We start from the raw sequence: 23,602 nt of genomic DNA on the forward strand, positions 1-23,602 counted from the left end.
GCCCCGGCTCACCGGCTCACCGGTTCACCGGTTCAGCGCCGGTCGGCGACGGTGCGGGCGAAGTCCGCGACGAAGGCGGTGATCAGACGGGCGAACGCGGTGCGGTCGCTCTCGCTCCAGCCGGCCATCGCCTGGGCGAAGACCACGCGGCGCATCCGGTGGGCGGCCTCCACCTGGGCGCGCCCGGCGGGGGTGAGGGCGAGCAGGGTGCGGCGGGCGTCGCGCGGGTCGCTGCCGCGTTCCAGCCAGCCCTGCCCGACAGCGCGCAGCACCAGGCGGCTGGCCCGGGGCTGGTCGACACCGACAGCGGTGGCGACGTCGGTGACGGCGCACCGGCCGGGGTGGGCCTCGACGGCGTCCAGGACGCCGAACAGGGTGGGGTCGATCGCGCCGGCGTCCTCGGGCCGGGCGATGCGGCCCAGCGAACGGCGGGTCTGGCTGTGGCGGAGGGCGACCATGGCCCGTTCGACGGCGGCGGCCGACGTGTCCTCGGCGGCGTTCGGGTCCTCGGCGGCGGACACGTTCTCGGCGGTGTCCGGCCCGAGTTCCTGGTGCTTCCTCTCCCGCTCAGACATGCATGCTAGGTTACAAATTTTGTCAAAGGACATGCATCAGGGGGGACCTGTTATGCCCGCAACCGCCACGCCCGCCGCCGCACCCGCCACCGCGCCCGCCGCTGCACCCGTCACCGCGCCCGCCGCTGCCGGCCTGCCCGACGGGCGCGGGCAGCGCCCGCTCGGGTACTGGCTGCGCCACCTCGACGACGCCCTCGAACAGTCCATGGCGCGCCTGTTCGCCGCCGACGCGCTGAGCCGGCGCGACTGGCAGGTGCTCGACACCCTCTCCCGCGGGCCGGCGGACACCGCCGCGCTCGACGCGGCACTGGCCCCCTTCCTGCGCCCCGAGGAGGCGAGCGTGCGCCCGCACCTGGAGGGGCTCGCCGCCCGCGGCTGGGTCGTCCTGGACGCGGACGGCTCCGCCGCCCTGACCGAGCGGGGCCGCGCCGCCCACCGGCGCGCCGGCGCGCAGGCCGCCGGGCTGCGGGAACGGTTGACGGCCTGTCTGGCACCGCAGGAACTCACCACCCTGATGACCCTGCTGGAGCGCCTGGCCGGGCCCCCGGACACCCTCACCGAGGAACGGTGAGAGCGGCCGTGAGCCCACCGGTGTGGTGGGCAGGTTGTTCGAGAGCCACTCGGGCAACGGGATCGAGAGCCAGATGTGAACTTGTGAGGTTGCTTCGACCCGCCCGCGCTCGGCAGTGGCGGCGGGGTTGCTGCGCTCACCCTTGCGGGTGAGGATGCCTCGGCGCCGGTGCCACGGCAGGGTCGAGGCTCATCAAGCGCGTGTTCCGCTCGGCCGCCACCTTGGCAAGCACACGGCGGAGGGTGTCCCTGGCATCGCCTTCGTGCTTCATCCGGTGGCAGTTGGGGCACAGGGCCACCATGTTCGACGGGTGGTCCACGCCGTCCTCGCCAAGGCCGAGGACATGGTCCACGTCCAGCAGTGCCCGGCCATCGCGGAACAGTCCCTCAGGCAGGCCGGCGCACTGCGGGTTCTCGCACCTGTTGCCGCAAACGGCCAGGACGGCCTCCCGGGCGCGGGGGTCGCGCACGTACTCGTCGCCACTGGCCACGTGGGTGCGCGCCGGTGTCCGCGCACGTCGCTTCTCCACCAGCAGCGTCAGCTGCCGGTACCGATGCTCGGGCGTCGGGGCGGGTGAGGGTGCCGACGGCCGCTGTGCCGGGATCCGGGGCCGAGGTCCGTCGTGCCACCGCGTCAGATGGGGCCGTAGTACCTCGTCCAGCTTGCGGACCGCCAGGATGCACCACTTCACCGCCTCATCGCTGAACCGATCCGGGATGGGGCAGCGTGCAACGATCCGTGCCTGAACGCGGCCCTCCATCGGGTCGAACGTCAGCGCACCGGTCGTCGTACCGGCCTGCTCCTGGATCAGGTCCGCCCGCGCCGTGAGGAAGTCGAACAGCGAGTCGACGAGATCCTTCTCCTCGTTGTAGAGATGCGCAGATGCCCACAGCTCCCCGTCCCCGCGGAACCCGATCTCGAACCGGGCCTCACGGGAGCCGGAAAGGCGTAGCCAGTTCCCTTTGATCGTATTGGCCGTCCCCGTGCCCTGCTGCACGCGCTGGAGGAACACTACCCGCGGGTCGAGATCGTTCAAGTCGGGTGCTCCGTGGATCAGTCGAGGAATCCGGGTCAGGACGTCAGGCTCAGGCCCTTGGGAACAGAGCCGCGAGTGTGTCAGCGGCCGGTTCGCGTTCCCCACGTACGGCCGGTTGCTCCATGCACAGACCGTGACGGTGAACATCTACGGCGCCGCACAGCGAGACCAGGCGCCGCGATGTGTCATGTGTCGGGTCAGGTCCAGCCGGCGGCCTTGAGAACGGCGGACGCGACGGCCGCGAGCGGTACGTGGGTCGTGTCGATGGTGAAGTCAGCGACGTCGGCCCGAACGAGGATCTGGTCGAGCCGGCCGGCGCGTTCCAGGTGCCATGGCAGGGACTCGAGGTCGCTGTCGGCTTCATGGCGGCGCCTGAGCCGGCTGTGCACGACGGGAAGGTCCGCCGTCAGGCGACACACCGTGAGCGGCATGCCGATGGCAGCCTGGTAGCGGTCGCGCTCTGCCCTGTTCTCGGCCACCCCGGCCAGGACGAGGTGCCGCACACCGGCATCGAGGTAGTTGGCGCTCAGGGCTCGCAGGTTGCGCAGCAGCAGACCGGAGTTGAACGGGTCGCCGTGCGGGGCGGGCCACGCCTGGCACAGGCGGTCCAGGTCCATGACGGCGTGTGGCAGACCGGCGTCAGCGAGAAGATCGCCCAGGAGATCGGCGGCCGAAGTCTTGCCGACCCCGACGGTTCCGGTGATCAGCAGCGCACGCTGCTCTGCCTCGTGCGCACGGTCGTCGTGGTTCATTACTGCTCGCTCTGCTCCGGTCCCGGTTGATTTGCGCATTATGGTCGGGATCGTGGATTCGAGCACCAGGTTTTCGGTACGCCGGTCCTGGAGAAGCGTTGGCGTCAGAGCTCGACGCACTGGCGTCTCGGTGACAGCAGGTAACCGTCGGCGGCCGGATATCTCCCCGGCAACCGGCCGCCTGTGGGGAATTCTCAGTGGCCGCTGCCACGAGTGGAGGCCCGAAGGCTTCAAGATCGTCCCATGGCGGCTCCCGGACGCCCGAGCAGACCTCGGGTAGGTCGCCTGCCGACGTGTGCGCATGCGGGCGGGCAGCACCAACGGCTCGGGCTGATCCACAGGAACCCGGGGTGCACGCCGACTCGACAGCGGGCGCAGCCAACGCTGCAACGGCCACATGGAGTAACCGATCTCGGAGCACATGCGCGTCCGAAGCCGTTCGGTGCGATGGCCGTGTACCGCACCAGGCGGCTCCCGTTCACGTTGCCCGGGTTTCTCAACCGCCGCGCCGAAAACACCCACCGGCCCGCACCGGCCCGCCCCGCACCGGCCCGCCCCGGGCCGGGGCGGGCGCCCGTGACCGCCCGTCGTGAGTGAGAGCCGCGACATCCCCACCGCCCGGCCCCTGCTGCCGGAGGGCACCGGCGCCCGCCGGGGCGATGCCCTGGTCGCCGGGGCCGCGTACGCCCGACCCCGGCTGCGCGGCCTCCACCCCCGGCCCTCCCACGGGAGCGCGTACCTGCTGCACGAGGCGCCGGCGCGCTCGGGGGCCGGCGACATCGCGTCCATCGTCTGCTCCGGCCCGCCCTACCGGGTCCACGCCCCGGGCCACCAGCGCCTGCCGGCCGAGAGCGCCACCCCCGAGGAGGCCGTCGCCGTCCTGCCCGCCCACCTGCCCCCGACCGCCCCCCGACCGCCCCCGTGATCACCGGCGCCCCGGGGCGCCGGGGCGCCGGGGCGCCGGGGCGCCGGCCGTACGGTCCGTACCGGCCTGTTGCGGCCCCACCCTTGCGGGTTCCGCCGGCCCCACCGAAGCTCCGGGTCCGACTGGCCCCACCTGGCGGTCCCGGCGCTTCGACCGCCGGCGCGGTTGCCCCGCCCGGCCGCCCGGCCGCCCACGCCACCCGCCCGCACCGCCCGAGCCGTCCCGGCGCAGCTGCCGGCGGGGTTTCAGCTGCGCGGCTCGATCACCCGGCTCCGCAGCCTGAACCCCGCCGCATGACCACGACGGTTCACGGGCCCTGGACCCGGCGGCCCGTGGCGGAGGCGAAGCCCAGCCAGGTGTGCCGGTTGCCCGCCCAGCACCAGCCGACCTTGGGGGCGTCGCGGCGCTCGCGGCCGTCGCGCCCGGTGCCGTTGCTGATCCAGAGTGCCGGGGTGCGGGCGTCAAGGGCGCCGTCGGGCTTGCGCAGCCGGGAGCCGATGGTCATGAAGCAGTGGTTGCGCTCCAGGACGGCGGGTTGCTGCATCACCCAGTGGATGCCCTCGGTGAGCAGCAAGGGGGTGCGGGCCTTTGCCGCGAGGGCGGGCAGCGCCTCGTTGGGGCTCCAATTGGCCATCTGGTCGCCGCGGTTGAGGCCGGTGAGGAGGTAGAGCGGGGCGTCGGGCAGTGCGAGCGTGTCGAGCGGGGTGAAGAGGTCGACGTCGGGCATGTCGGTGACGACGAAGCCCGCCTTGCCGTCGCGGCGCAGCAGCGGCGCGAGGGCGGAGGCAGGGGCCTTGTCCGGGTGGACGGCGAGTAGGGCGCTGTCACCGCCCGCAGGGGCATCGGCGGCCGCGGCGAAGGTACGGAGCTCGGCGGCTGACAGCCCGGCGCTCTCGTGCACCCCCAGCTCGATCAGTCGCTCGGCCTGCGCGCTCAAGGGCGGGAGTGCGGGGAGAACGGCGGTGAAGGCGGACGTGGTCTCGGGCACGATGCTCCAGGGGTAGCGGCGTGGACGGGCCCGGGACAACGAGGCGGCCCGGCCGAACATTCCCGCCGCTGCCTGCGCCCCGTCCCGTGATCACGACTGCGCACGCGCCCCAGCCGCCCCGTCCGGGTCCGCCGCGACGCCTTCGCGGATCAGGCCTGCCGCGGGGCGTCCCTTCGGCACCGGCACAGCCCCGACGGCGGGGACCGACGGTGGTCGCCCGGTGTCACCCGATCCAGGGGCGGGGCCAGTTGGGCCCAAAACGCTGGAAAGGTGCTTCACCGCGTCACCCGCCAAGGGCAGACGTGGGGCCGGCGCAATCCGCAACGGCGGGGCCGCAACACGCCGGAAGAAACAGCCATAACCCCGCCCCGCCGACAGCCGGTGGTCCTCGACCGCGACGACGGCCCCGGCCGGACAGCGAGCCCCCCGGCGGTGCGGACCGCCGCGCAGACGCGCGCGCCGGCCGAACCGGCCGGCCGCTGTCCGGGACGCGGACCGTGGAGCGCAACGCCCGGCCGCGGCCACCCCCGGGACGTGTCGTGCGGATCAGGCCGGACCGGAGCGCGGCGTCAGGGCGCGTGCCTCGCAAGGCCGAGGATGGGGGCGCCCGCCGGCCGAAGGCCGGGGAGAGCCAGGGCGGCAGGGGCGCCTGCCGGCCGAAGGCCGCGGGAGCGTCGCGCGCGCCCGGCCCGATCCACAGGACACGCCCCACACGAGCGCCGAGTCGGAGGCGCACGCGAGCGTGCCGCCGGAGCCCGGCCGGCAGCGGGCCTTCCAGCACCTGTACGACGAGGCGTTCGCCCCCGCAACCCGCCCCCGCAACCCGCCCACCGACACCGACACCACCAGGCACCCCCATGCCCCACGAAGAGGACCGAACCCCGGACGCGGCCGCCCACGCACCCGACGAAGAACACAGCCCCCGGCGCCGCGCACGCCCGTACGCCCATCCGCCGCGCACGCCCATCCGCCGCGCACGCCCGCCCGCCGCGCCCCGGGGCCCGTAGCACCTCCCGGCGCCCGCGGCCCGGCGGCACGCCCCTGTCGGATGTCAGGGACCGCCGGCCGGTACGCGTTCCTACGCTGACGAGCACTGGCCCCCGCCCAGGACGCGGGGGCCGCTCCACCAGCGAGGGAGAACCCCATGCGAAGGATCACCCGTGCCCTGGCCGCCGTCGGGATCGCGGCCGCCGCGCTGACCGCCGTGGGCACCGGCGGCGCCGGCGCCGCCGTCACCGGCGACTGGGCGGGCTGCCCGTCCGGCGCCGTGTGCCTCTACCCGCAGGACCAGAACCCGGCCTCCTCCCCCAGCGCCGTGTACTGGAGCTACGGCGCCCACAACCTCAACGGCCAGTACGGCAACCACTGGGTGCTGAACAACCAGACCGGCGGCGCCCACGCCCACCTGTGCCGGGGCTACGGCGGCACCGACTGCGTGTACGACATCCCCGCCCAGAACGGCGTCTACTACGACCTCGGCCCGATCAACTCCATCACCCTCGACCGCCCCTGACGGACAACCACCCCTGACGAACGGCCGCCCCTGACGGACGGCCGTCCTCAGGCCGGGGTGCCCGCCGCACCGGGGGAACGGCGGCACCCCACCGCCATCCGTTCAGCGCGCCTGACGGGCAGCCGCCTCGGGCCGGGGGCGCCACCGCACCCGGGGAACAACCGCCCCCGGCCGGGGCACCCGCCGCACCGGGGGGAACGGCGGGCACCCCACCGCCATCCCCCGACCACACCCAACAAACAGCCACCCACAGGCCGGGCGCGCCCGCCGCACCCGAAGAACGGCAGGCACCCCACCGCCGACCCCCGACCACCCCCGACGAACAGCCACCCACAGGGCCGGGGCGCCCGCCGCGCCCGGGGAACGACCGCCCCGGGCCGGGGCGCCCGCCGCACCGGGGGTGCCCCTAGGTGTTTGGCAAGCGGGTCGAGGCTGTTCCTCAGCTGCCCATGGTCGGCTCAGGGCCGGTGTAGGCGTAGATCCAGCCGGCTCGGGTGTCGGCGGAGCGGACCGCTTCGTAGGCGTGCCGTGCCGGGCCGGCCGGGCCACCGGATGCCCGTATACGCGCGGGTGGTGTCCCGTCCTGGCTGAGGAGCACGATCTTGGTACGGCCGTCGAACGGGCCACCGGCGACCTTGATGCCGACGGTGTTGTTGACCACCTCGCCGGCGAGCCAGCGGCCGATGGTCGTCAGGTGCTCAGAGTTCTCCGCGTCCATGGGCAGAGCGGATCACGGCTGCTTCCAGCGGACAAGAGGTGGTGTCACGTCGAGGCCGCAGGTCTGGATTCGTAGAAGGTGCCGTCGCGGAGCATGGCGAACAGGACGTCTACCCGGCGTCTGGCCAGGCAGAGGAGAGCCTGGGTGGCCCCGGCAGCCGGCGTCCCGGGCCACTGCCAGAGGCAGAGCGCCGATGGAGGCCGGCTCGTCGACGACGACCAGGACCATGCCGTGCTTGGCGGTGAGCTTGTCCAGCACGGCCCGCATCATGGGTTCGCTGTTCGGCAGCCGCTTGTCGAAAACGCGCTTGCCGGCCGCGGTCACGGCGGTGCCGTGGGGTTCGCCCTTGCCGACGCCCCGGGCCGAGGAAGACGTCCACATCGCCGGTGTCGATCACGCTGATCCCTCACGAGGTCGTGCTGTCCCGACCTCGCTGACGTGGCATCAGTCGCCGGCCTCCACGTTACGAAGAGCCTCCCAGCGAGTTGGTGGTGGTCCTGCCTCTATCAGCGGTCTACCGATGCCTCCGGCACGGCGACACTACCCCCCGGATCATGCGAACTACAGGGGGACAGTCATGCCAGGCCGGAGGCCGGGAGCCCCGTTGCGGGGCCACGAAGACGGTAACCGGGGGGAACGGCAGGCACCCCGCTGCCATCCCCCGACCACCCCCGACAATCAGCCACCCACAGGGCCGGGGTGCCCGCCGCGTCGGGGGAACGGCGGGCACCCCACTGTCCTGCGCCCAGCGCGCCCAGCGCGGGACGAAGGCGGCCCCGGAGCGCTCCACCCGGGCCGCACCGGGCCCGGCGAAGTACGCGGGAACGACCAACTCCCCCCGCTCCGCGGCCCGCTGGAGGATCCGGCGGCGGCTCGCGGCGGCCCGGGCCGGATCCAGGCAGAAACAGCTGCCGCAGACGGGATGGGCGAGCTGGACCGGCGAGTGCAGCAGGTCCCCGACGAAGACGGCGCTCCCACCCGCCGACTCCAGACGCAGGACACACGAGCCGGGGGTGTGACCGGGAGCCTGTTCGAGGACAAGGCCCGCACCGACGACGCGAGTGCCGCCCCAGGGCGCGGCCTGTCCGGCGGCCAGCACAGGGGCGACACTGTCCGCGAAGACCCGGTCCCACTGCGCCCACACCGCGGGATCCACACCGCCCCCGGTACGGGCGGGATGAGCGGCCACCGGATCGAGGAACGCGAGGCCGTCAACGGGCAAGTGGCAGACGACGTCGGGGAACGCCGACACCCACCGCCCCTCCCGCTCACGAATGTTCCAGCCCACATGGTCGACCTGCAGATGGGTGTTGACCACGATGTCGACATCCCCGGGCCGGACGCCCGCCTCGGCAAGCAACTCCAGGAAACGACCCCTACAACGGTGGAACATCACACGCCCCGGGCACTCACGGCCATCACCCAACCGCTGTCCACCAGCACGGCACGCCCACCGGTACGCACCACCCAGGCCTGCATGGCGCCCAGGTAGGAGCCGTCCACGGGGTCGTAGTGGTCCGCGCCGACGCACCGCCAGGCCACGTCCGCGACCCCGGGCACGATCCGAGCAGCCGGAGCGAAAGGGCCCTGCCACTCCAGAATCCGGATGATCTGCGCGTCCCCGATGTCGATCCGCTCCATGACCGGCCCTCCCGATACGTCAACTTCCTGCTGCCAGGCGCCTGTTACTGTCGACTGCTGCTGTCGACTGCTGCTGTCGACTGTCTACATGTCTGCTGTCTGCCGTCTGCTGTTCGGTCTCTTCGGGCCGACGCTACGGAGACCGGGGTGAGCGGCTCAATGCTCCACCGGCTTGCCTGGATACGCGATCGGCTCATCAACCGGCCCGCCCACTATCCTGGGCGGCCACGGACCTGGTCAGTGACGCGACCGCCGCAGTGCGGGTGGGCCGCCCCTCCTACGAACGGCTGCGAGTGACGGGACCCTGGGGAGTGCGGATCCCTGGATACGCGGGGGCAGGGTTCCACGTGGCGCTGTCCGGCTCGTGCCGACTACTGACCGAGAACGGCGAACCACTGCTCCTGGAGCAGGGGGACGCAGTACTACTGCCACACGGAACCGCCCACACCCTCTCCGACCGGGAACTGACACACCATCAGGCCAGAGCACTGCCCGAGCTGCACACCGCCCTGACAGCCCTCCCCTGCCCGCAGAAGGACAACCCGGGCAACGAGCCGGGCACGGGCCGGGGCGGGGGCGAGGGCCCGGGCAAGGACCCGGGCACGGGCCGGGGCGGGGGCGAGGGCCCAGGCAAGGACCGGGGCACGGGCCGGGGGCGAGGGCGCGGGCCGGGGCCAGGGCGGGGCCCCGGGCCGGGGCGAGGGTGCGGGCAAGGGCCGGGGCACGGGCAAGAACGGGGACAAGGGCCCGGGCGAGAGCGCGGGCCCTGGCCGGGACAAGGGCGCGGGCGAGGGTACGGGTGCGGGCGCGGGCCCGGGCAAGGACCGTGGCACGGGCGAGGGTACGGGCCGAGGCGAGGGCACGGCCCCGGCCGGGGGCGGGCGCGAGGGCGGCGCCGAACTGCCGTGCGGCACCTACCGACTCGACCACGGCCCCGGCCACCCGCTGATGCGCGAACTACCGCCCGTCGTCCACCTGCCCGCCCACAGCCCCCACCACCCCCAACTGCGCCCGGTCATCGCCCCGCTGAACACCGAACCGGCCGCCGAACAGCCCGGCGGACAACTGGCCGCCGCAGCCCTGGTCGACCTGCTGCCGGTCCACCTCCTACGGGCCCGGACCACCCGCCCCGGCGCCGAAGGCCCGGGGCGCGGCACTGCCCGACCCCGTGGTCGCCGCGGCACCGGCCTCCGAACACACCGACCCGGCACGGGCCTGGAGCACCAAGAACCCTGCCCGCCCGCGCCGGCGTCTCCCGCGCCACCCTCAACCACCGCTCCACCGCCCCTGACCGGCCGCACCCCGACGACCCACCTCACCTGGTGGCGGACGACCCGCGCCGCGGCCCTGCCGCGCCGCGGCACGGACCCCCTGGAGCCAGTGGCCCGCACGGTCGGCCACACCGGCCCCCACACCCTCCCCCACGCCTTCGCCCGCGAGTTCGCCACCACCCCCGGCCGCCACCGCACCACCACCACACCCGCGAACCGGCACCCCGACAACACCCCCACCACACCCGAAGCGTTCACGAAGATAACGACTAGCAGCCGGTCGCACGGAGGCTGGTTTGACTTCTTGACGCCATGTACGCGGTCAGGGTTGACTCCCCCCACCCCGCCGCACCGCCGCGGCGGCCACCAGGGAGAGGCACCCGTATGAACGCCGCACTGCGTCGCCTACTCGTCCCGACCGCCGCCCTCACGCTGGCGCTGTCCATGACCGCCGCCTGCGGCAAGGCCGGCGGCGACAAGAAGGACCCCACCACCCCCGGCGACACCACCTCCATCGGCCTGCTCCTGCCCGAGAACGCCTCCTCCGTACGCTACGAGTCCTTCGACCGGCCCTTCATCGAAGCCAAGGTCAAGTCCCTGTGCGCCAGTTGCAAGGTCCTCTACAACAACGCCGAAGGCAGCGCCGCCAAACAGAAGCAGCAGTTCGACACCCTCCTCACCCAGGGCGTCAAAGTCATCATCCTGGACGCCTACAACGCCAAGTCCACCCAGGGCTGGGTCCAGGAAGCCGCCGCCAAGGGCGTCAAGGTCCTCGCCTACGACCGCCTCGCCACCGGCCCCGTCTCCGCCTACGTCTCCTTCGACAACGAGAAGGTCGGCGAACTCCAGGGCCAGGCCCTGCTCGACGCCCTCGGCCCCAAAGCCCCCGACGCGAACATCGTCATGATCAACGGCGACGAGGCCGACCCCAACGCCGCCCAGTTCAAAACCGGCGCCCACAAGGCCCTCGACGGAAAAATCAAGAAAGTCGTCTACGAGCAGTCCGGACAATGGGACCCCACCGTCGCCGGACAGAAAATCGCCGCCGCCGTCACCGAACTCGGCAAGAACGGCTTCCAAGCCGTCTACTCCGCCAACGACGGCATGGCCGGCGCCATCATCACCCAACTCCACGGCTCCGGCATCAACGTCCCCGTCGGCGGCCAGGACGCCGGCCTCGACGCCATCCAACGCGTCATCAACGGCGACCAGGCCTACACCATCTACAAGGCCTACAAACCCCTCGCCGACAACGCCGCCGAACTCGCCGTCGACCTCCTCCAAGGCAAAGACCCCACCACCGTGACCACCAGCCACATCGACAGCACCACCGACAAGAACATCCCCGCCAAACTCCTCGACGCCAAAATCGTCACCAAAACCAACATCACCCAGACCGTCATCGCCGACGGCCTCTACACAACCACCGACATCTGCACCCCCGACTACGCCACCGCCTGCACCACCACCGGCCTCAAATAACCCCCCCAGCCGGACACCCCACCCCCACCCGGGCAACCCTGCCCGGGCAGCCCCCACCCAGGCCCACGCCCAGGCAACCCCACCCCGAGCAACCCTCCACCCCGGACACCCCCCACCCCGAGCAACCCCCGCCCAGGCACCCCCCGCCCCGAGCACCCCCCGGGGCAGCCCCCACCCCGAGCAACCCCGCCCCGGGCACCCGCACCCGCCCCCGCAACCGAGCACCCCCGGGCAGCCCCCACCCCAGCAACCCTCGTCCAGGCAGCCCCACCCGAGCAACCCTCCACCCCGGACACCCCCACCCAGGCAACCCCCGCCCGAGCACCCGCACCCGGGCAACCCCCACCCCAGCACCCCCACCCGGACAGCCCCACGGCACCCCCAGCCCCGAACGCCCCCCGCCCCGGGCAACCCCCGCCCAGGCACCCCCAGCCCCGAGCAGCCCCCGCCCAGGCAACCCCGACCCGAGCACCCCCCGCCCAGGCAACCCCGACCCGAGCACCCCCAGCCCCGGGCAGCCCCCTCCCGAGCAGCCCTGCCCCGGGCAACCCCCTGCCCCGTCCCCCCTCTCCCGGACACCCAGGATGGTTCATGTGACAGGCGCGCCCGTCCTCCAACTACGCGCGGTCTCCAAGCGCTTCGGCGCCGTCCAGGCCCTCACCGACGTCGACCTCGACGTCCACCCCGGCCAAATCCTCGCCCTCGTCGGCGACAACGGCGCCGGCAAATCCACCCTCGTCAAAACCATCGCCGGCGTCCACCCCGCCGACGAAGGCACCCTCACCTGGCACGGCCACCCCATCCGCCCCACCCGCCCCCAGGACGCCACCGCCCTCGGCATCGCCACCGTCTACCAAGACCTCGCCCTGTGCGACAACCTCGACGTCATCGCCAACCTCCACCTCGGCCGCGAACAACACCGACACACCCTCCTCGACGAAGTCGCCATGGAACGACACGCCCGTGAACTCCTCCACACCCTCGCCATCCGCATCCCCGACATCCACGCCCCCGTCGCCACCCTCTCCGGCGGCCAACGCCAAGTCATCGCCATCGCCCGCGCCCTGATCGGCGAACCCTCCCTCGTCCTCCTCGACGAACCCACCGCCGCCCTCGGCGTCGAACAAACCGCCCAAGTCCTCGACCTCGTCGAACGCCTACGCGAACGCGGCCTCGCCGTCATCCTCATCAGCCACAACATGGCCGACGTCCGCGCCGTCGCCGACACCGTCGCCGTCCTACGCCTGGGCCGCAACAACGGCCTCTTCCCCGTCGCCACCACCACCCAGGAACAGATCATCGCCGCGATCACCGGCGCCCACGACAACGCCCACGCCCGCCGCCGGACCCGCCACCCCGACGAACAGGACACCCCATGACCACCCCCGCCACCAACCCCCACCCCAAAGACCCCACCACCGGCAACGCAGGCAACCCGCGCGCAGGCGACCCGCGCACCACCGACGCAGGCGACCCCACCGCCGCTGGCGAGCCGCGCACCACCACCGCCGGCGACCCCACCACCGGCGAGCCCTACGCCACCGACCCCCGCACCGGCGAGCCGCGCACCACCGACGCAGGCGACCCTCACGCCCCCGGCCCCACCACCGGTGCCCCCACCACCACCAACCCCACCACCACCAACCCCACCGCCACCGACCCGCGCCTGCACACACCCGCCACGACCTGGGCCGCCCGCACCGACACCGCCCGCCGCCGCCTGACCACCGGCGACCTCGGCCCCCTACCCGTCGTCATCGCACTCGCCGTCATCGCCATCGTCTTCCAGAGCATCACCCACCACTTCCTCCAGGCCGACAACCTCACCAACATCACCCGCTTCATCGCCGGCCCCGGCCTCATCGCCGTCGGCGTCGTCCTCGTCCTCATCCTCGGCGAGATCGACCTCTCCCTCGGCTCCGTCGCCGGCGCCACCTCCGCCATCGCCGCCGTCCTCGCCGTCCACCAGGGCTGGCCCGAATGGCTCGCCATCACCACCGCCCTCACCGCCGCCTGCGCCATGGGAACCCTCCACGGCCTCCTCTTCGCCCGCGTCGGCGTCCCCGCCTTCGTCGTCACCCTCGCCGGCATGCTCGCCTGGAACGGCCTACAACAATGGGTCCTCGGCGACACCGGCACCATCAACAACCACCACAACGGCATCATCGCCCACCTCGACACCACCTTCCTCGGCAACGGCGACACCGCCTACGCCTGGACCCTCGCCATCCTCGCCCCCACCCTCCACCTCCTCACCCAACTCCACACCACCCGCCGCCGAACCGCCGCCGGCCTCCCCACCCGCCCCCTCACCCACACCCTCCTACGCACCACCGCACTCGCCATCCCCGCCCTCGCCACCGCCTACACCCTCAACCAGGACCGCGGCCTCCCCCTATCCCTCGTCATCCTCCTCACCACCATCCTCACCACCGACCTCCTCCTCCGCCGCACCCCCTACGGACGCCACATCTACGCCCTCGGCGGCAACACCGAAGCCGCCCGACGCGCCGGCATCAACACCACCCTCACACGCACCACCACCTTCCTCCTCTCCTCCCTCCTCGCCGGCCTCGGCGGCCTCTTCTACGCCTCCCAACAAGGCACCACCGACAAACAACTCGGCACCGGCAACACCCTCATGATGGCCATCGCCGCCGCCGTCATCGGCGGCACCAGCCTCTTCGGCGGCCACGGCAACGCCTGGACCGCCCTCCTCGGCATCCTCGTCATCCAAACCATCACCACCGGCCTCGACATGATCCACGCCACCCAAGCCATCCAATACATGATCACCGGCACCATCCTCCTCACCGCCGTCACCCTCGACTCCCTCACCCGCCACACCCACCCACAACACCACTAACCACCAGCAGGCAGAAGCCAAAAGCCAAAAGCCAAAAGCCACCAACCGCCTCGCCCAACGGGACGACAACACACCAGCCCGCCACCCGTTACCGTTTTCGTGCCTCTCCACTGGGGCCTCCGGCCTTCGGGCCCGGCATGACTTCCCCCTTGTTGTTCATGATCCGGGCGGTGGTGTCACCGGGTCCGGAGGCATCGACGGGCCGCTGATGAGGGGCTTGAGCACCCGGCTTCACCCAAGGCCGGAAGAGCTCTCCGTAACGTGGATGTCGCAGCTCGGTGCCCAGGCAGGGCCGGACGAAGCGTGATGGAGGGGCCTGCACGTGATCGACACCGGCGACATCGACATCTTCCTCGGCCTGGACGTCGGCAGGGGCGAACACCACTACACCGCCGTCACCCCGGCCGGGAAGAAGGCACTCGACAAGCGCCTGCCCAACACCGAACCCAAGCTCCGCGAGCTGTTCGCCAAGCTGAATGCCAAGCACGGGACGGTTCTGGTCGTGTCGACCAGCCGGCCTCGATCGGTGCCCTGCCGCTGGCGGTCGCGCGGGACATGCGCTGCCCGGTCGCCTATCTGCCGGGGCTGACGATGCGGCGGATCGCCGACCTCTACCCGGGCGAGGCCAAGACGGACGCGAAGGACGCGTTCATCATCGCCGACGCGGCCCGCGCGATGCCACACACGCTGCGGGCGATCGACGGCGAGGACGAAACGATCGCCAAGCTGGAGATGATCGTGGGCTTCGACGACGACCTGGCCGGCGAGGCCACCCGGGTCGCGAACCGGCTGCACGGTCTGCTTGCTGAGATCCATCCGTCACTGGAACGAGTCCTCAGGCCGCGGTTGCAGCACCCGGCCGTCCTCACGCTGTTGGAACGGTTCGGGTCACCTGCCCAGATACGCAAGGCCGGCCGACGGCGGCTGATCACCCTGCTGCGGCCGAAACCACAGAGGATGGCCGAGCGGCTTGCCGAGGAGATCCCGCCGCGCTGGACGAACAGACCGTGACGGTCCCGCGAACCGAGGCGGCCGCGCTGATCGTCCCGAGCCTGGCCGCATCGCTGACGGCCGTCCTTGACCAGCGGAAACCCCTGGCCGGGCGGATCGAGGTACACCTGGAAGCCCACCCTCTTTCCAACGTCCTGACGTCCATGCCGGGAGTCGGTGTCAGGACCGGAGCCAGGATCCTGATCGAGGTCGGGCGACGGCAGCACCTTCCCGGCCGCCGGCCACCTCGCCGCCTACGCCGGACTCGCCCCGGCAACCCGGAGCTCGGGCTCCTAAATCCGGGGCGAACAGCCATCCAGGAGAGGGAACAGCAGCTCAAACGGGCTTTCTTCCTCTCCGCGTTCGCCGCTCTGGGCGACCCGACCTCGCGGGCCTAGTACGACAAGAAGATCGCCCAGGGCGAGCACCACACCCAGGCCCTGCTTTGCCTCGCCCGGCGCCGGGCCGACGTCCTCTTCGCGATGCTCCGCGACGGAACCCTCTACGAGCCCCAACCCGCGGCAGCCAGGTGAGGAGTTCAGACCGCTCGATCAGCCCTCCGGACGGAGCCGCTGGCGAGCCGCCTCAAGCCGCTGGTCGTAGTCGGACGCGAACAGCTCAGGAAGTGCCTTGTCAAGCGTTCCGGCGATCCTGTGGATCGGCGCCCAGACCGCCGGATCGTCGACAACCTGGCTGAGATCCGTCATCTGGAGCGTCTCCAGCCAGTGCGACAGCACCAGTGCCTCGTCACCCGTGAGCTTGATCGTGACCTGGCTATCACTCATGCACACCCCTACGGCTCGGCCCCGCCCTCGACCACACGAACCTACTGCTCTTCGACCTTGACCGAACACATAGGGGCACCCCCGCCCATACCGAAAGCCGACCCCACCAACCCCCACCCTGGCTTCGTCCACAAGAACGGGTTCTGGCTCAACTTCCGTGGTGGCCCGTCGGTGCTCAGCGGATCGGCCCCGTGACGCCTCAGAACCTGCAGCTAGCGAGGCCTGGGCCCGCCACAGGGCGAGCGCCCACGCCGTCGCTCCACGGAAGTTGAGCCAGAACCCGAGAACGGGCAGCAGACGTTCACCACTTCGAAAGGCACCCGAGCGGGCGGCGGAAATCGACCGCTCGCGGGTTGTGACAGCACCCGGTCGCCGATTCAAACCCACCAGTCGTCGCCTGACTGCCAGTGCGCGACCCACTCGGCGAAGCCCCAGGCTTCGACGCCAGGCACCGGGGCCGCGCCGACGTCGGACACCATCCAGACCTCACCGCGACAGGGCCCTGCCGTCACCAGCAGCCAGAACGACTGGCCGTCGTCGGAGCCGAGAACAACCGACCCACGAGTGAACACGGCATCCATGCGCGGATCGTCCGCAGCAACGTTCCCGTCGTCCTCCCACGACCAGGCCGCCTCCAGGGGAAACGGTTCGCCCGGCAGGCGGGGCCCCAGATCCGGCCAGCCCGGAGGAAGCCACCCCAGCGGCTGCAGACCCCCGTCCTCCGCAGGCCCAAGACTGCTGCCGTTACTGATCTCGGCGACGAAAGTTCGGTAGGGCTCCGGAAACGTCACGCCGTTCTCGGCCTCCCACGCCGCGACGCCCTCACATCCCAGCGCCGGCTCCCGCCACTGCGGCGCGAACGCGGAACACAGCGCAGCAAGCGTGGCCTCATCAGGACGCCGATCACATGTGCTAATCACCGGAGAATACTCGCAGAGACAGCCGACACCTGACCTCGCACCCCGACACCCCCAGGCGTGCCGCCCATTCCCGTCAACACCGAACAGACATCCACCACCGTCCCCCCAAAGCGGCGAACACCTGCAGCCCATTCCCGCGGACAAAACCATTCGCACCCCCCGGCCGAAGCCCGGGCCGTGCACAGGAAGTCGGCTCCGCCGACTTCCTGTGCACGAGTGACTCGCCCGGGCCGCCAGGCACAGCAGTGGCTTCGTTACGCGGGCGAGAAAGCCGAGCCCAGCCAGCACCGCCCGCCCCGCCCCAGTTCAGCGAAGGGGCAGGCCCGGTACTGGGCAGCGGGCGAGCAGCCGCGAGGGAAAGCTCGACGACCGCCAGTTCGGTGGCGGTGAAGACCATAGGGGCATCGAAGACGCCGAGGATTTCGAGGAGTTCACCGGCATCGGCCTCCGCGCCCGGGCGAGGACCGACACGGAGAGCGCCGTAGCACTCATCGAGACGGATGGCGACCCCGGCGAGAGGGACGTCCAAGGCTAGACACACCGCCCGCCCGGCAGCCAGCGGCGTGCGGGAGCAGCGCAGCAGGACCACGAAGGCCCCAGCCGGGGGCCGGACACCAGCCGAGAGCACGCCCGGCGAAGGCGGGCAGTAACCCCACCGCCCAGCCCGCCCGTTCGCCATGGTGAACAGGCTCGGCTCGGGGTCGGTCAGTGCTCCTCGGCTGACCAGGCATTTCAGCTCGCTGCGAGTGTCCTCTGTGTGACGGGGTTCGGCACCGAGGCCCGCACCGGGCCCGGCCGGCCGGGTAGGTGGTCGCGGGATGGTTGCGGTACAACAATCCCTATTTGACGACTGATCGGAGAACCCTGAGATGAGCAGGTCAGGCCTGTCCCGCCGAGCCCTGATCGCCGGCGCCGCCGCCGCCGTCGTGGGGTGGAACACCACCACCCGCTCCTGGGCCGCCGCTCCTGGCGCGGACGTCGCCGAACTGCCCTCCCTGGACGGGACGGTGACGCTGCAGGGCGAGGGCCTGGAACGCTTCTCCACCGACTTCGGGCACCTGGTCACCTGCGCGCCCCGCGCCGTGCTGCGCCCCGGCTCGGTGCGCGACGTGCAGAGGGTCGTCGCCTTCGCCCGGCGCCATCGCGTGCCGGTGGCCGTCAACGGGCAGAGCGGCGACGCGGCCACCCACGGAGCGGCGTCCCTGGAATCCCACTCCAACTACGGCCAGGCCAACCCCCGCGGCGGCATCGCGATCGACGCCCGCGGCCTGAACCGGATCATCTCGATACGGCCCGGCGAGGCCGTCGTCGAGACCGGCGCCACCTGGGCACAACTGGTCGATGCGGGCCTGCCCAACGGCTGGGTACCGCCAGTGCTGACCGACTACCTGCACCTGTCGGTGGGCGGGACGCTGAGCGTGGGCGGCATCGGCGGGGCGGTGCAGCACCACGGCCTGCAGACGGATACGGTGCGCGAGCTCCAGGTGGTGACCGGCACCGGCGAGCTGGTGACCGCCTCGCGCGGGCGCAACCGGGAGCTGTTCGAGGCGGTGCTCGCCGGCGGCGGGCAGGCGGGGATCATCGTGCGGGCGACGCTCGCGCTGGTGCCCGCCCCGGCGCGCTCCACCGTCTTCACCCTCGCCTACGACGACCTGGACACCTACCTGGCCGACCAGCAGAAAGTGCTCGCCGACGGGCGCTTCGACCTCCAGGTCGGCAACGTGGTGCGCAGCGCGGACGGACAGCGCTGGCGCTACACCGCCGAACTGGTCGCGTACGGGCCGGCGGACCGGCCGGTGAACCGCCAGGCGCTGCTGGCGGGCCTGAACCCGGTGGCGGGCGAGACCACCGTGGTGGAACAGAGCTGGCACGAGTACGCGTTCCGGGTCGACGCCTTCGCGGGGTACCTGCGCGAGGCGGGCTTCTGGGGGCTGCCGAAGCCCTGGCTGAGCCTGTTCCTGCCGGCCGCCACAGCAGGAACGTTCATGCGGGAGGCGGCCGAGCAGTTGACGGCCGCGGACCTCGGCGCGGGACTGCTCCTGTTCTACCCGTACACGCGGGCGAAGGTGACCACACCCCTGGCAGTCCTCCCCGACGCCCCCACCGGTTGGCACTTCGACCTGCTCGCCTTCCCCGCGCCGGGCGCCGACACCCCGGGAATGCTGGCACGCAACCGGCGCCTCTACGAACGAGCCGTGGCCCTCGGCGGCAAGCGCTACCTCATCGGCGCGATTCCCGACATGACCGACACCGACTGGCAGGCCCACTACGGGACACTGTGGGAGCAGGCAGCACGGGCCAAGCGACGCTTCGACCCGGCGGGGATCCTCACCCCGGGTCAGAACATCCACCACGACTGACGCTCGCCCCCAGGGCCCCGCGACCCACAGGGCCCCGGGACAGGCAGGGCCCCGGGACGGGCAGGGTCCGCACCCGGCCGGGCCCAGCCGCCGTCATCGCCCGGCCTGAACCCACATGGCACCCGCCGCCCTGGACGCGATCGAGCAAGGGCCTGACCCACCTGACCCGAGACGCCCTAGCTGTGCACCCATCGGGGCGGGTGTCCGGGGTCGGTCGGGCAGGTGAAGACGAGCAGGTCCCGGTCCCGGCCGAAGCGGAGCCGGGTGGGTTGGGCAACGGATCGGCCGCCCCGGATCGATGCCCTCCCCCTCAGCGTCGGGTCACGGTCCTCCAGTGGCACCCAGCTGTGCGAGCCGGAGTCCATTTCGTCGCCCTCGGCCGTGAGCAGCAGCCGCATGGGGGTCGCGCAGGACTCGCAGTCGATGGCCATCGGTCCCGTCGACGCCCAGCTGGGGAGGCCGCCGACGCGCCAACCAGGAGGGATCGACAGGTCGTACTGGTAGCTGGGGGCGTCGGGGCCGTGTTCCGCCACCTGCGCGTCGTCCCACGCATCGATGCGCGCGATCAGCGAGGCGGGCAGTGTGTCGTCCTCAGCCCAGGGATAGGTGTCCACCTGCTCCGGGTGCAGGACGCACGGCTCGGGGAGTTCGTCCTCCCATCGAAGCACGGGCACGTGCGGCGGGTCGGTGAGGAAACGTTCCGCGCTCTCGGTCCGCCCGGCATGTCGCCACCGCAGGCGGTAGCGGCGCTCCAGGTACGGGCCGTGGGTGAAGGGGCACCGGAAGAGCTGCACCAGGTCGGCGCCGTCGGGCCCGCAGGCAAGGCCCGGGATGTCACGGCGGAAGAACTGGGCCAGCCCCACGAAGGGCACGGGCCCGTCCAGTCCGGGAGTGCCCACGGGGGGCCACGGCCGACTCGGCGGCCGGGCCCCTGCGGCCCGGGCGCTACGGATCTCCTCCGGTACGTACCCCTCGCTCTCACGCTGGTGCGGCTCGTGACAGAGCGGCCACGGTTCGCCCTCCGGCCACAACATGGGCCCGCCGACGTGACTGTCGTGCACGCCGGGCCGCCCCGGCCGGGGGTGCAAACGGGTCGTCCGAGCTCGGTAGGGGGCCAGCTCCGGGAACACCGCCTCCACGGACACCGGTCTGGCCGGTGTGGTCCTCGTCATCCGCAGACCGTACCCGGCCGGATTCAGCACGCGCGAGCGGATTGCCGCCCGTTCCCGGGGGTGGCGGCGCGCCGGCGCCTCGGGGATCGGGGCCGACAGCCCGGGGCGCGGCCGGGGGTCAGGCGTGGTCGCGGGCCGCCTGGGCGAGGGCGCCGAGCGGCAGGCGCCTGTCGGGCGGGCCGGGCTGGGTGAGGAAGTCGAGGAGGAGACGGTTGACGAGTTCGGGCTTCTCCAGCGGGGCGGCGTGGGAGGTGCCGGGCAGGACGGCGAGTTGGCCGTTGGGGGCGGTGCCGGCCACGGCGGCGCTGTGGCAGATGCGCACCCCGTCGTCGTCGCCCTGCATGACCAGGAGGGGCATGGGCAGGTCGGCCAGGGCGGCGAAGCCGATGTCGGGTTCCTCCCGCCACATGGCCAGCCACTTGGCGAAGACCACGGGGAAGTGAGCCGGTCCGTCCGGGGACAGCGGCTCGTACTGGGGGCGGAACATCGCCTCCAGACGCGCGGTGTCGTCGAGGATCGCGGCGTCGGCGCCGGTGGAACCCTCACGGCTGACACCACCACTGATGAGGACCAGGGAACGCACCAGATCGGCGCGGCGCAGCGCCGTCCGCAGGGCGACGGTCGCGCCCGCGCTCCAGCCGATCAGGTGGACGGGGCCGGTGCCGAGGGTTTCCAGGAGGGCGATGAGGTCACCGGCCATCAGATCGCTGGTGACGGGGCCTTCGACATCGGGGGTGCGGCCGTGACCGCGGCGTTCGGGGGCGAGGACACGGAAGTGCGCGGCAAGGGCCGGGATCTGGCCCCACCAGCTGTCGGCGGTCACCCCTCCCCCGTGCAGCAGGACGACAGGATCGCCCTCGCCCTGGATCTCGCACCAGGTGGGATGTCCACCGACGTTCACGTACTCACCCATGTCATGCCTCCATGCCTGCCAGTACGAAAGCTACTTGAGCATCGCTCAGGTCGATCATAGGCAGACGACCTGAGCTAAGCTCAAGTCCCGCTGCTCCCGAACCTTTCCCCGCTGGCAGGAGACCGCCGAAGCCATGCCGCTGCACCGTGATGACGTCATCGCCGCCGCACTGGACCTGCTGGACGAAGTCGGGCTCGAGCGGCTGACCACCCGGGCACTGACCGAGCGCCTGGGCGTGGCCCCCGGGGCGCTGTACTGGCACGTCCGCAGCAAGCAGGAACTCCTGACGGCCATGGCGGACACCGTCGTGGCCCCGGCCTTCACCACCCCGGGGACGGACAGCGGGAAGGAGGCGGAAACGGAGGCGGAGGCGGGCAGTTGGGCGCAGCACACGGAGGCGTTCGCGCACCGGCTGCGCCGGGCGCTGCTGGGGCGCCGCGACGGAGCACGGCTGGTGTCGGGGCACCTCGTCCCCGGAACGGCGACGCTCAAGTCCGTGGAGGACGGCCTGGCCCTGATGAGCGCACAGGGCCTCACCCCGGCCCAAGCAGCCGTGCTGGGGCACGCGGTGACCAGCTACGTCATCGGATTCGTCCTCCAGGAACAGCAGGAACACGCCCCCACCGGCGAAGCCGCCGGACCGGACCCGGCGCACTACCCGCTCCTCCTGCAGTGGCAGACCGAACACCCCGGCCCCGACGCCACGTTCACCGCCGGACTCACGCTGCTGACCACGGGCCTGGCCGCCCAACTCGCCTGAGGGAACCGGGCCGGCCGCGCACGGGGACGGGGACTTCGACAACAGGCCCTGGCTGCCACGGGCGCGGGGCGGGGCGTAGGGTGGTCGACCATGACGGAGGACGACGTCCAGGGGTGGGCCGGAACGCGCCGGTGGGTCGAGGGCACGTTGGCCCCCGGTGAGCGGATCGTCGGTGTGCGGGTGCTCAAGGGCGGGTGGACCTCGCAGATGCGGCGCCTGGACATCGGCTCCGACCACGGCGACGACAGCGACAACGACGGCGGCCGTGGCGGGAACGGTGACAACGGCGGTACCGGCACCGGGGGTTACTCGCTGGTGCTGCGCTCCTTCGTCAAGCCGTTCTACGTCCGCCACGCCCCGGGCATGCTGGAGCGCGAGGCCGACGTACTGCGCCTGCTGTCCACCCGCGGCATCCCGGCGGCGCAGCTGCACGCGGTGGACGCGCGGGGCGAGCACGGCGAACACCCGTCGCTGCTGATGACCCACCTGGGCGGCGGGGTGCGGGTGCAGGAGGACGGGGACGTGGCACGCCGGGTGGAGCTGCAGGCCCAGCAGCTGGCCACCGTGCACACCATCGAGGTCGACGAGGACCAGCGGCCGCGGGCCTGGCAGGCTTGGACCTCTCCCGAACGCGTGCAGATACCGCCCGCCACCGAGCGGCCGGAACTGTGGGAGCGCGCGGTGACGGTGATCGGCCGCCCGGCCCCCGAGCACCAAGGCGCCTTCCTGCACCGGGACTTCCACCCGGGCAACGTGCTGTTCGACGGTACGGGGGCGGAACTGGCGGTCAGCGGGGTCGTCGACTGGGTGGAGACCTCCTGGGGCCCCACCGACCTGGACGTCGCCCACTGCTCGACCGCCCTGGCCCTGCTGCACGGCGTGGAAACGGGCCTGGCCTTCGCCGACGCCTACGAGCGGGCCGGCGGCACGCTCACCGCCACCGGGGAGGACCACCTGTACTGGCGGCTGCTGGACGCGCTGGCCTTCGCGCCGGACGCCGAGAAGGTCGCCGTGCCCTGGCGCGAACTGGGCCGCACCGATCTGAGCACCCAGCTGCTCTCCGCCCGCCTGGAGGAGTACGTCGCGGCGCTCTTCGAGCGCTACGCGTAGCCGGCCCCCCGGCCCGGGCACCCTCCCCCTGACCGGGCGCGCACCGAAGGGCCACCGGCCACCTCCCCGGGCGGAGGCGCTTCGGCCCGGCCGCCTCCGCCCGCCTCGGCCCCGCAGCGCTGGGCGGGTGGGTGTCCGTTCCTCGGTCACCCCGCGTCGGGGGCGGGGTGCGGGCAGTAGGATCGTCGGCGTTGTCAGTCGTACACCGCTGGTAGGAGGCTTTTCATGGCTCAGGTCACGCTCAAGGGGAACCC

At 72.2% G+C, this 23,602-nt stretch carries 21 protein-coding genes and 3 pseudogenes; 12 read left to right on the forward strand and 12 right to left on the reverse strand.

From position 1 onward, the window contains the following. Window positions 1–32: 32 nt before the first annotated feature. A complete protein-coding gene (locus ACIQWA_RS39550) occupies window positions 33–575 on the reverse strand; it encodes a MarR family winged helix-turn-helix transcriptional regulator (protein WP_402491671.1) in 543 nt (180 codons plus the stop codon). Between the two features lie 52 nt (window positions 576–627). Here ACIQWA_RS39550 and ACIQWA_RS39555 point away from each other — a divergent pair, with 52 nt between their 5' ends. Then, a complete protein-coding gene (locus ACIQWA_RS39555; protein ID WP_402491675.1) occupies window positions 628–1,146 on the forward strand; it encodes a hypothetical protein in 519 nt (172 codons plus the stop codon). A 136-nt stretch (window positions 1,147–1,282) separates the two neighbouring features. Here ACIQWA_RS39555 and ACIQWA_RS39560 read toward each other — a convergent pair whose 3' ends face one another. Together ACIQWA_RS39560 and ACIQWA_RS39565 are read right to left on the reverse strand one after the other, a co-directional pair. Further along, the gene (locus ACIQWA_RS39560; RefSeq protein WP_402491678.1) at window positions 1,283–2,182 is read right to left on the reverse strand and encodes an HNH endonuclease; all 900 of its coding nucleotides are present in this window, start codon (window positions 2,180–2,182) and stop codon (window positions 1,283–1,285) included. 197 nt (window positions 2,183–2,379) lie between these two features. Next, entirely contained in the window at window positions 2,380–2,934 is a 555-nt protein-coding gene (locus tag ACIQWA_RS39565; protein ID WP_402491680.1) for a hypothetical protein, read from the reverse strand. 589 nt (window positions 2,935–3,523) lie between these two features. Between ACIQWA_RS39565 and ACIQWA_RS39570 the strand changes: the two genes are divergently transcribed. Further along, the gene (locus ACIQWA_RS39570; RefSeq protein WP_402491683.1) at window positions 3,524–3,859 is read left to right on the forward strand and encodes a DUF6193 family natural product biosynthesis protein; all 336 of its coding nucleotides are present in this window, start codon (window positions 3,524–3,526) and stop codon (window positions 3,857–3,859) included. Window positions 3,860–4,166: 307 nt separating this feature from the next. Here ACIQWA_RS39570 and ACIQWA_RS39575 read toward each other — a convergent pair whose 3' ends face one another. Continuing rightward, complete coding sequence (locus ACIQWA_RS39575) at window positions 4,167–4,847, reverse strand: DUF5701 family protein (protein ID WP_402491685.1); 681 nt, start codon at window positions 4,845–4,847, stop codon at window positions 4,167–4,169. Between the two features lie 1,144 nt (window positions 4,848–5,991). Between ACIQWA_RS39575 and ACIQWA_RS39580 the strand changes: the two genes are divergently transcribed. Then, window positions 5,992–6,360, forward strand: a complete 369-nt coding sequence (locus ACIQWA_RS39580; protein ID WP_402491688.1) for a hypothetical protein — start codon at window positions 5,992–5,994, stop codon at window positions 6,358–6,360. Between the two features lie 439 nt (window positions 6,361–6,799). Here ACIQWA_RS39580 and ACIQWA_RS39585 read toward each other — a convergent pair whose 3' ends face one another. The 4 genes and pseudogenes from ACIQWA_RS39585 to ACIQWA_RS39600 form a co-directional block, all read right to left on the reverse strand. Then, entirely contained in the window at window positions 6,800–7,078 is a 279-nt protein-coding gene (locus ACIQWA_RS39585; RefSeq protein ID WP_402491691.1) for a hypothetical protein, read from the reverse strand. 150 nt (window positions 7,079–7,228) lie between these two features. Beyond that, window positions 7,229–7,475: pseudogene (locus ACIQWA_RS39590) on the reverse strand (transposase); the annotation flags it as partial. A 117-nt stretch (window positions 7,476–7,592) separates the two neighbouring features. After that, window positions 7,593–8,471, reverse strand: coding sequence for an MBL fold metallo-hydrolase (locus ACIQWA_RS39595; RefSeq protein WP_402491727.1), 879 nt, complete (start codon window positions 8,469–8,471; stop codon window positions 7,593–7,595). Beyond that, complete coding sequence (locus ACIQWA_RS39600) at window positions 8,471–8,719, reverse strand: hypothetical protein (RefSeq protein ID WP_402491694.1); 249 nt, start codon at window positions 8,717–8,719, stop codon at window positions 8,471–8,473. The genes ACIQWA_RS39595 and ACIQWA_RS39600 overlap by 1 nt, the downstream gene beginning before the upstream one ends. Before the next feature lie 263 nt (window positions 8,720–8,982). On the opposite strand from ACIQWA_RS39600, the pseudogene ACIQWA_RS39605 reads away from it, so the two are divergent. The 6 genes and pseudogenes from ACIQWA_RS39605 to ACIQWA_RS39630 form a co-directional block, all read left to right on the forward strand. After that, window positions 8,983–9,153 (forward strand): annotated as a pseudogene (locus ACIQWA_RS39605) (cupin domain-containing protein); the annotation flags it as partial. Between the two features lie 466 nt (window positions 9,154–9,619). Beyond that, complete coding sequence (locus tag ACIQWA_RS39610) at window positions 9,620–10,378, forward strand: cupin domain-containing protein (protein ID WP_402491730.1); 759 nt, start codon at window positions 9,620–9,622, stop codon at window positions 10,376–10,378. Beyond that, on the forward strand, window positions 10,375–11,472 hold the full coding sequence (locus tag ACIQWA_RS39615) for a sugar ABC transporter substrate-binding protein (protein ID WP_402491697.1): 1,098 nt from the start codon (window positions 10,375–10,377) through the stop codon (window positions 11,470–11,472). Before ACIQWA_RS39610 ends, ACIQWA_RS39615 begins: the two co-directional genes overlap by 4 nt. 584 nt (window positions 11,473–12,056) lie before the next feature. Then, the gene (locus ACIQWA_RS39620) at window positions 12,057–12,851 is read left to right on the forward strand and encodes an ATP-binding cassette domain-containing protein (RefSeq protein ID WP_402491700.1); all 795 of its coding nucleotides are present in this window, start codon (window positions 12,057–12,059) and stop codon (window positions 12,849–12,851) included. Next, the gene (locus ACIQWA_RS39625; RefSeq protein ID WP_402491703.1) at window positions 12,848–14,338 is read left to right on the forward strand and encodes a sugar ABC transporter permease; all 1,491 of its coding nucleotides are present in this window, start codon (window positions 12,848–12,850) and stop codon (window positions 14,336–14,338) included. The genes ACIQWA_RS39620 and ACIQWA_RS39625 overlap by 4 nt, the downstream gene beginning before the upstream one ends. Window positions 14,339–14,660: 322 nt before the next feature. Next, a pseudogene (locus ACIQWA_RS39630) lies at window positions 14,661–15,861 on the forward strand (IS110 family transposase). A gap of 18 nt (window positions 15,862–15,879) precedes the next feature. Here the strand turns inward: ACIQWA_RS39630 and ACIQWA_RS39635 are convergent. Together ACIQWA_RS39635 and ACIQWA_RS39640 are read right to left on the reverse strand one after the other, a co-directional pair. Then, window positions 15,880–16,113 (reverse strand): hypothetical protein, encoded by a 234-nt coding sequence (locus tag ACIQWA_RS39635; RefSeq protein WP_402491706.1) that lies wholly within the window; start codon window positions 16,111–16,113, stop codon window positions 15,880–15,882. A 377-nt stretch (window positions 16,114–16,490) separates the two neighbouring features. After that, a complete protein-coding gene (locus ACIQWA_RS39640; protein ID WP_402491708.1) occupies window positions 16,491–16,904 on the reverse strand; it encodes an SMI1/KNR4 family protein in 414 nt (137 codons plus the stop codon). 998 nt (window positions 16,905–17,902) lie between these two features. Between ACIQWA_RS39640 and ACIQWA_RS39645 the strand changes: the two genes are divergently transcribed. Then, on the forward strand, window positions 17,903–19,393 hold the full coding sequence (locus tag ACIQWA_RS39645; protein WP_402491711.1) for an FAD-binding protein: 1,491 nt from the start codon (window positions 17,903–17,905) through the stop codon (window positions 19,391–19,393). A 176-nt stretch (window positions 19,394–19,569) separates the two neighbouring features. Here ACIQWA_RS39645 and ACIQWA_RS39650 read toward each other — a convergent pair whose 3' ends face one another. Together ACIQWA_RS39650 and ACIQWA_RS39655 are read right to left on the reverse strand one after the other, a co-directional pair. Further along, window positions 19,570–20,265, reverse strand: a complete 696-nt coding sequence (locus tag ACIQWA_RS39650) for a hypothetical protein (protein ID WP_402491714.1) — start codon at window positions 20,263–20,265, stop codon at window positions 19,570–19,572. A gap of 418 nt (window positions 20,266–20,683) precedes the next feature. Next, a complete protein-coding gene (locus ACIQWA_RS39655) occupies window positions 20,684–21,478 on the reverse strand; it encodes an alpha/beta fold hydrolase (protein WP_402491716.1) in 795 nt (264 codons plus the stop codon). A gap of 133 nt (window positions 21,479–21,611) precedes the next feature. Here ACIQWA_RS39655 and ACIQWA_RS39660 point away from each other — a divergent pair, with 133 nt between their 5' ends. Together ACIQWA_RS39660 and ACIQWA_RS39665 are read left to right on the forward strand one after the other, a co-directional pair. Then, complete coding sequence (locus ACIQWA_RS39660) at window positions 21,612–22,238, forward strand: TetR/AcrR family transcriptional regulator C-terminal domain-containing protein (RefSeq protein ID WP_402491718.1); 627 nt, start codon at window positions 21,612–21,614, stop codon at window positions 22,236–22,238. Window positions 22,239–22,328: 90 nt separating this feature from the next. Then, complete coding sequence (locus tag ACIQWA_RS39665; protein ID WP_402491721.1) at window positions 22,329–23,348, forward strand: phosphotransferase family protein; 1,020 nt, start codon at window positions 22,329–22,331, stop codon at window positions 23,346–23,348. Window positions 23,349–23,602 lie beyond the last annotated feature (254 nt).

It is taken from the genome of Kitasatospora sp. NPDC098652, from assembly GCF_044760155.1.
GTDB lineage: Bacteria > Actinomycetota > Actinomycetes > Streptomycetales > Streptomycetaceae > Kitasatospora.

Bases quoted from the DNA above. Each gene is read 5' to 3' on its own strand.
- ACIQWA_RS39565 (WP_402491680.1), bottom strand. From the start codon at position 2,934: ATGAACCACGACGACCGTGCGCACGAGGCAGAGCAGCGTGCGCTGCTG.
- ACIQWA_RS39555 (WP_402491675.1), top strand. From the start codon at position 628: ATGCCCGCAACCGCCACGCCCGCCGCCGCACCCGCCACCGCGCCCGCC.
- ACIQWA_RS39585 (WP_402491691.1), bottom strand. From the start codon at position 7,078: ATGGACGCGGAGAACTCTGAGCACCTGACGACCATCGGCCGCTGGCTC.
- ACIQWA_RS39600 (WP_402491694.1), bottom strand. From the start codon at position 8,719: ATGGAGCGGATCGACATCGGGGACGCGCAGATCATCCGGATTCTGGAG.
- ACIQWA_RS39615 (WP_402491697.1), top strand. From the start codon at position 10,375: ATGAACGCCGCACTGCGTCGCCTACTCGTCCCGACCGCCGCCCTCACG.
- ACIQWA_RS39595 (WP_402491727.1), bottom strand. From the start codon at position 8,471: ATGTTCCACCGTTGTAGGGGTCGTTTCCTGGAGTTGCTTGCCGAGGCG.
- ACIQWA_RS39645 (WP_402491711.1), top strand. From the start codon at position 17,903: ATGAGCAGGTCAGGCCTGTCCCGCCGAGCCCTGATCGCCGGCGCCGCC.
- ACIQWA_RS39660 (WP_402491718.1), top strand. From the start codon at position 21,612: ATGCCGCTGCACCGTGATGACGTCATCGCCGCCGCACTGGACCTGCTG.
- ACIQWA_RS39550 (WP_402491671.1), bottom strand. From the start codon at position 575: ATGTCTGAGCGGGAGAGGAAGCACCAGGAACTCGGGCCGGACACCGCC.
- ACIQWA_RS39655 (WP_402491716.1), bottom strand. From the start codon at position 21,478: ATGGGTGAGTACGTGAACGTCGGTGGACATCCCACCTGGTGCGAGATC.
- ACIQWA_RS39580 (WP_402491688.1), top strand. From the start codon at position 5,992: ATGCGAAGGATCACCCGTGCCCTGGCCGCCGTCGGGATCGCGGCCGCC.
- ACIQWA_RS39625 (WP_402491703.1), top strand. From the start codon at position 12,848: ATGACCACCCCCGCCACCAACCCCCACCCCAAAGACCCCACCACCGGC.
- ACIQWA_RS39635 (WP_402491706.1), bottom strand. From the start codon at position 16,113: ATGAGTGATAGCCAGGTCACGATCAAGCTCACGGGTGACGAGGCACTG.
- ACIQWA_RS39620 (WP_402491700.1), top strand. From the start codon at position 12,057: ATGGTTCATGTGACAGGCGCGCCCGTCCTCCAACTACGCGCGGTCTCC.
- ACIQWA_RS39665 (WP_402491721.1), top strand. From the start codon at position 22,329: ATGACGGAGGACGACGTCCAGGGGTGGGCCGGAACGCGCCGGTGGGTC.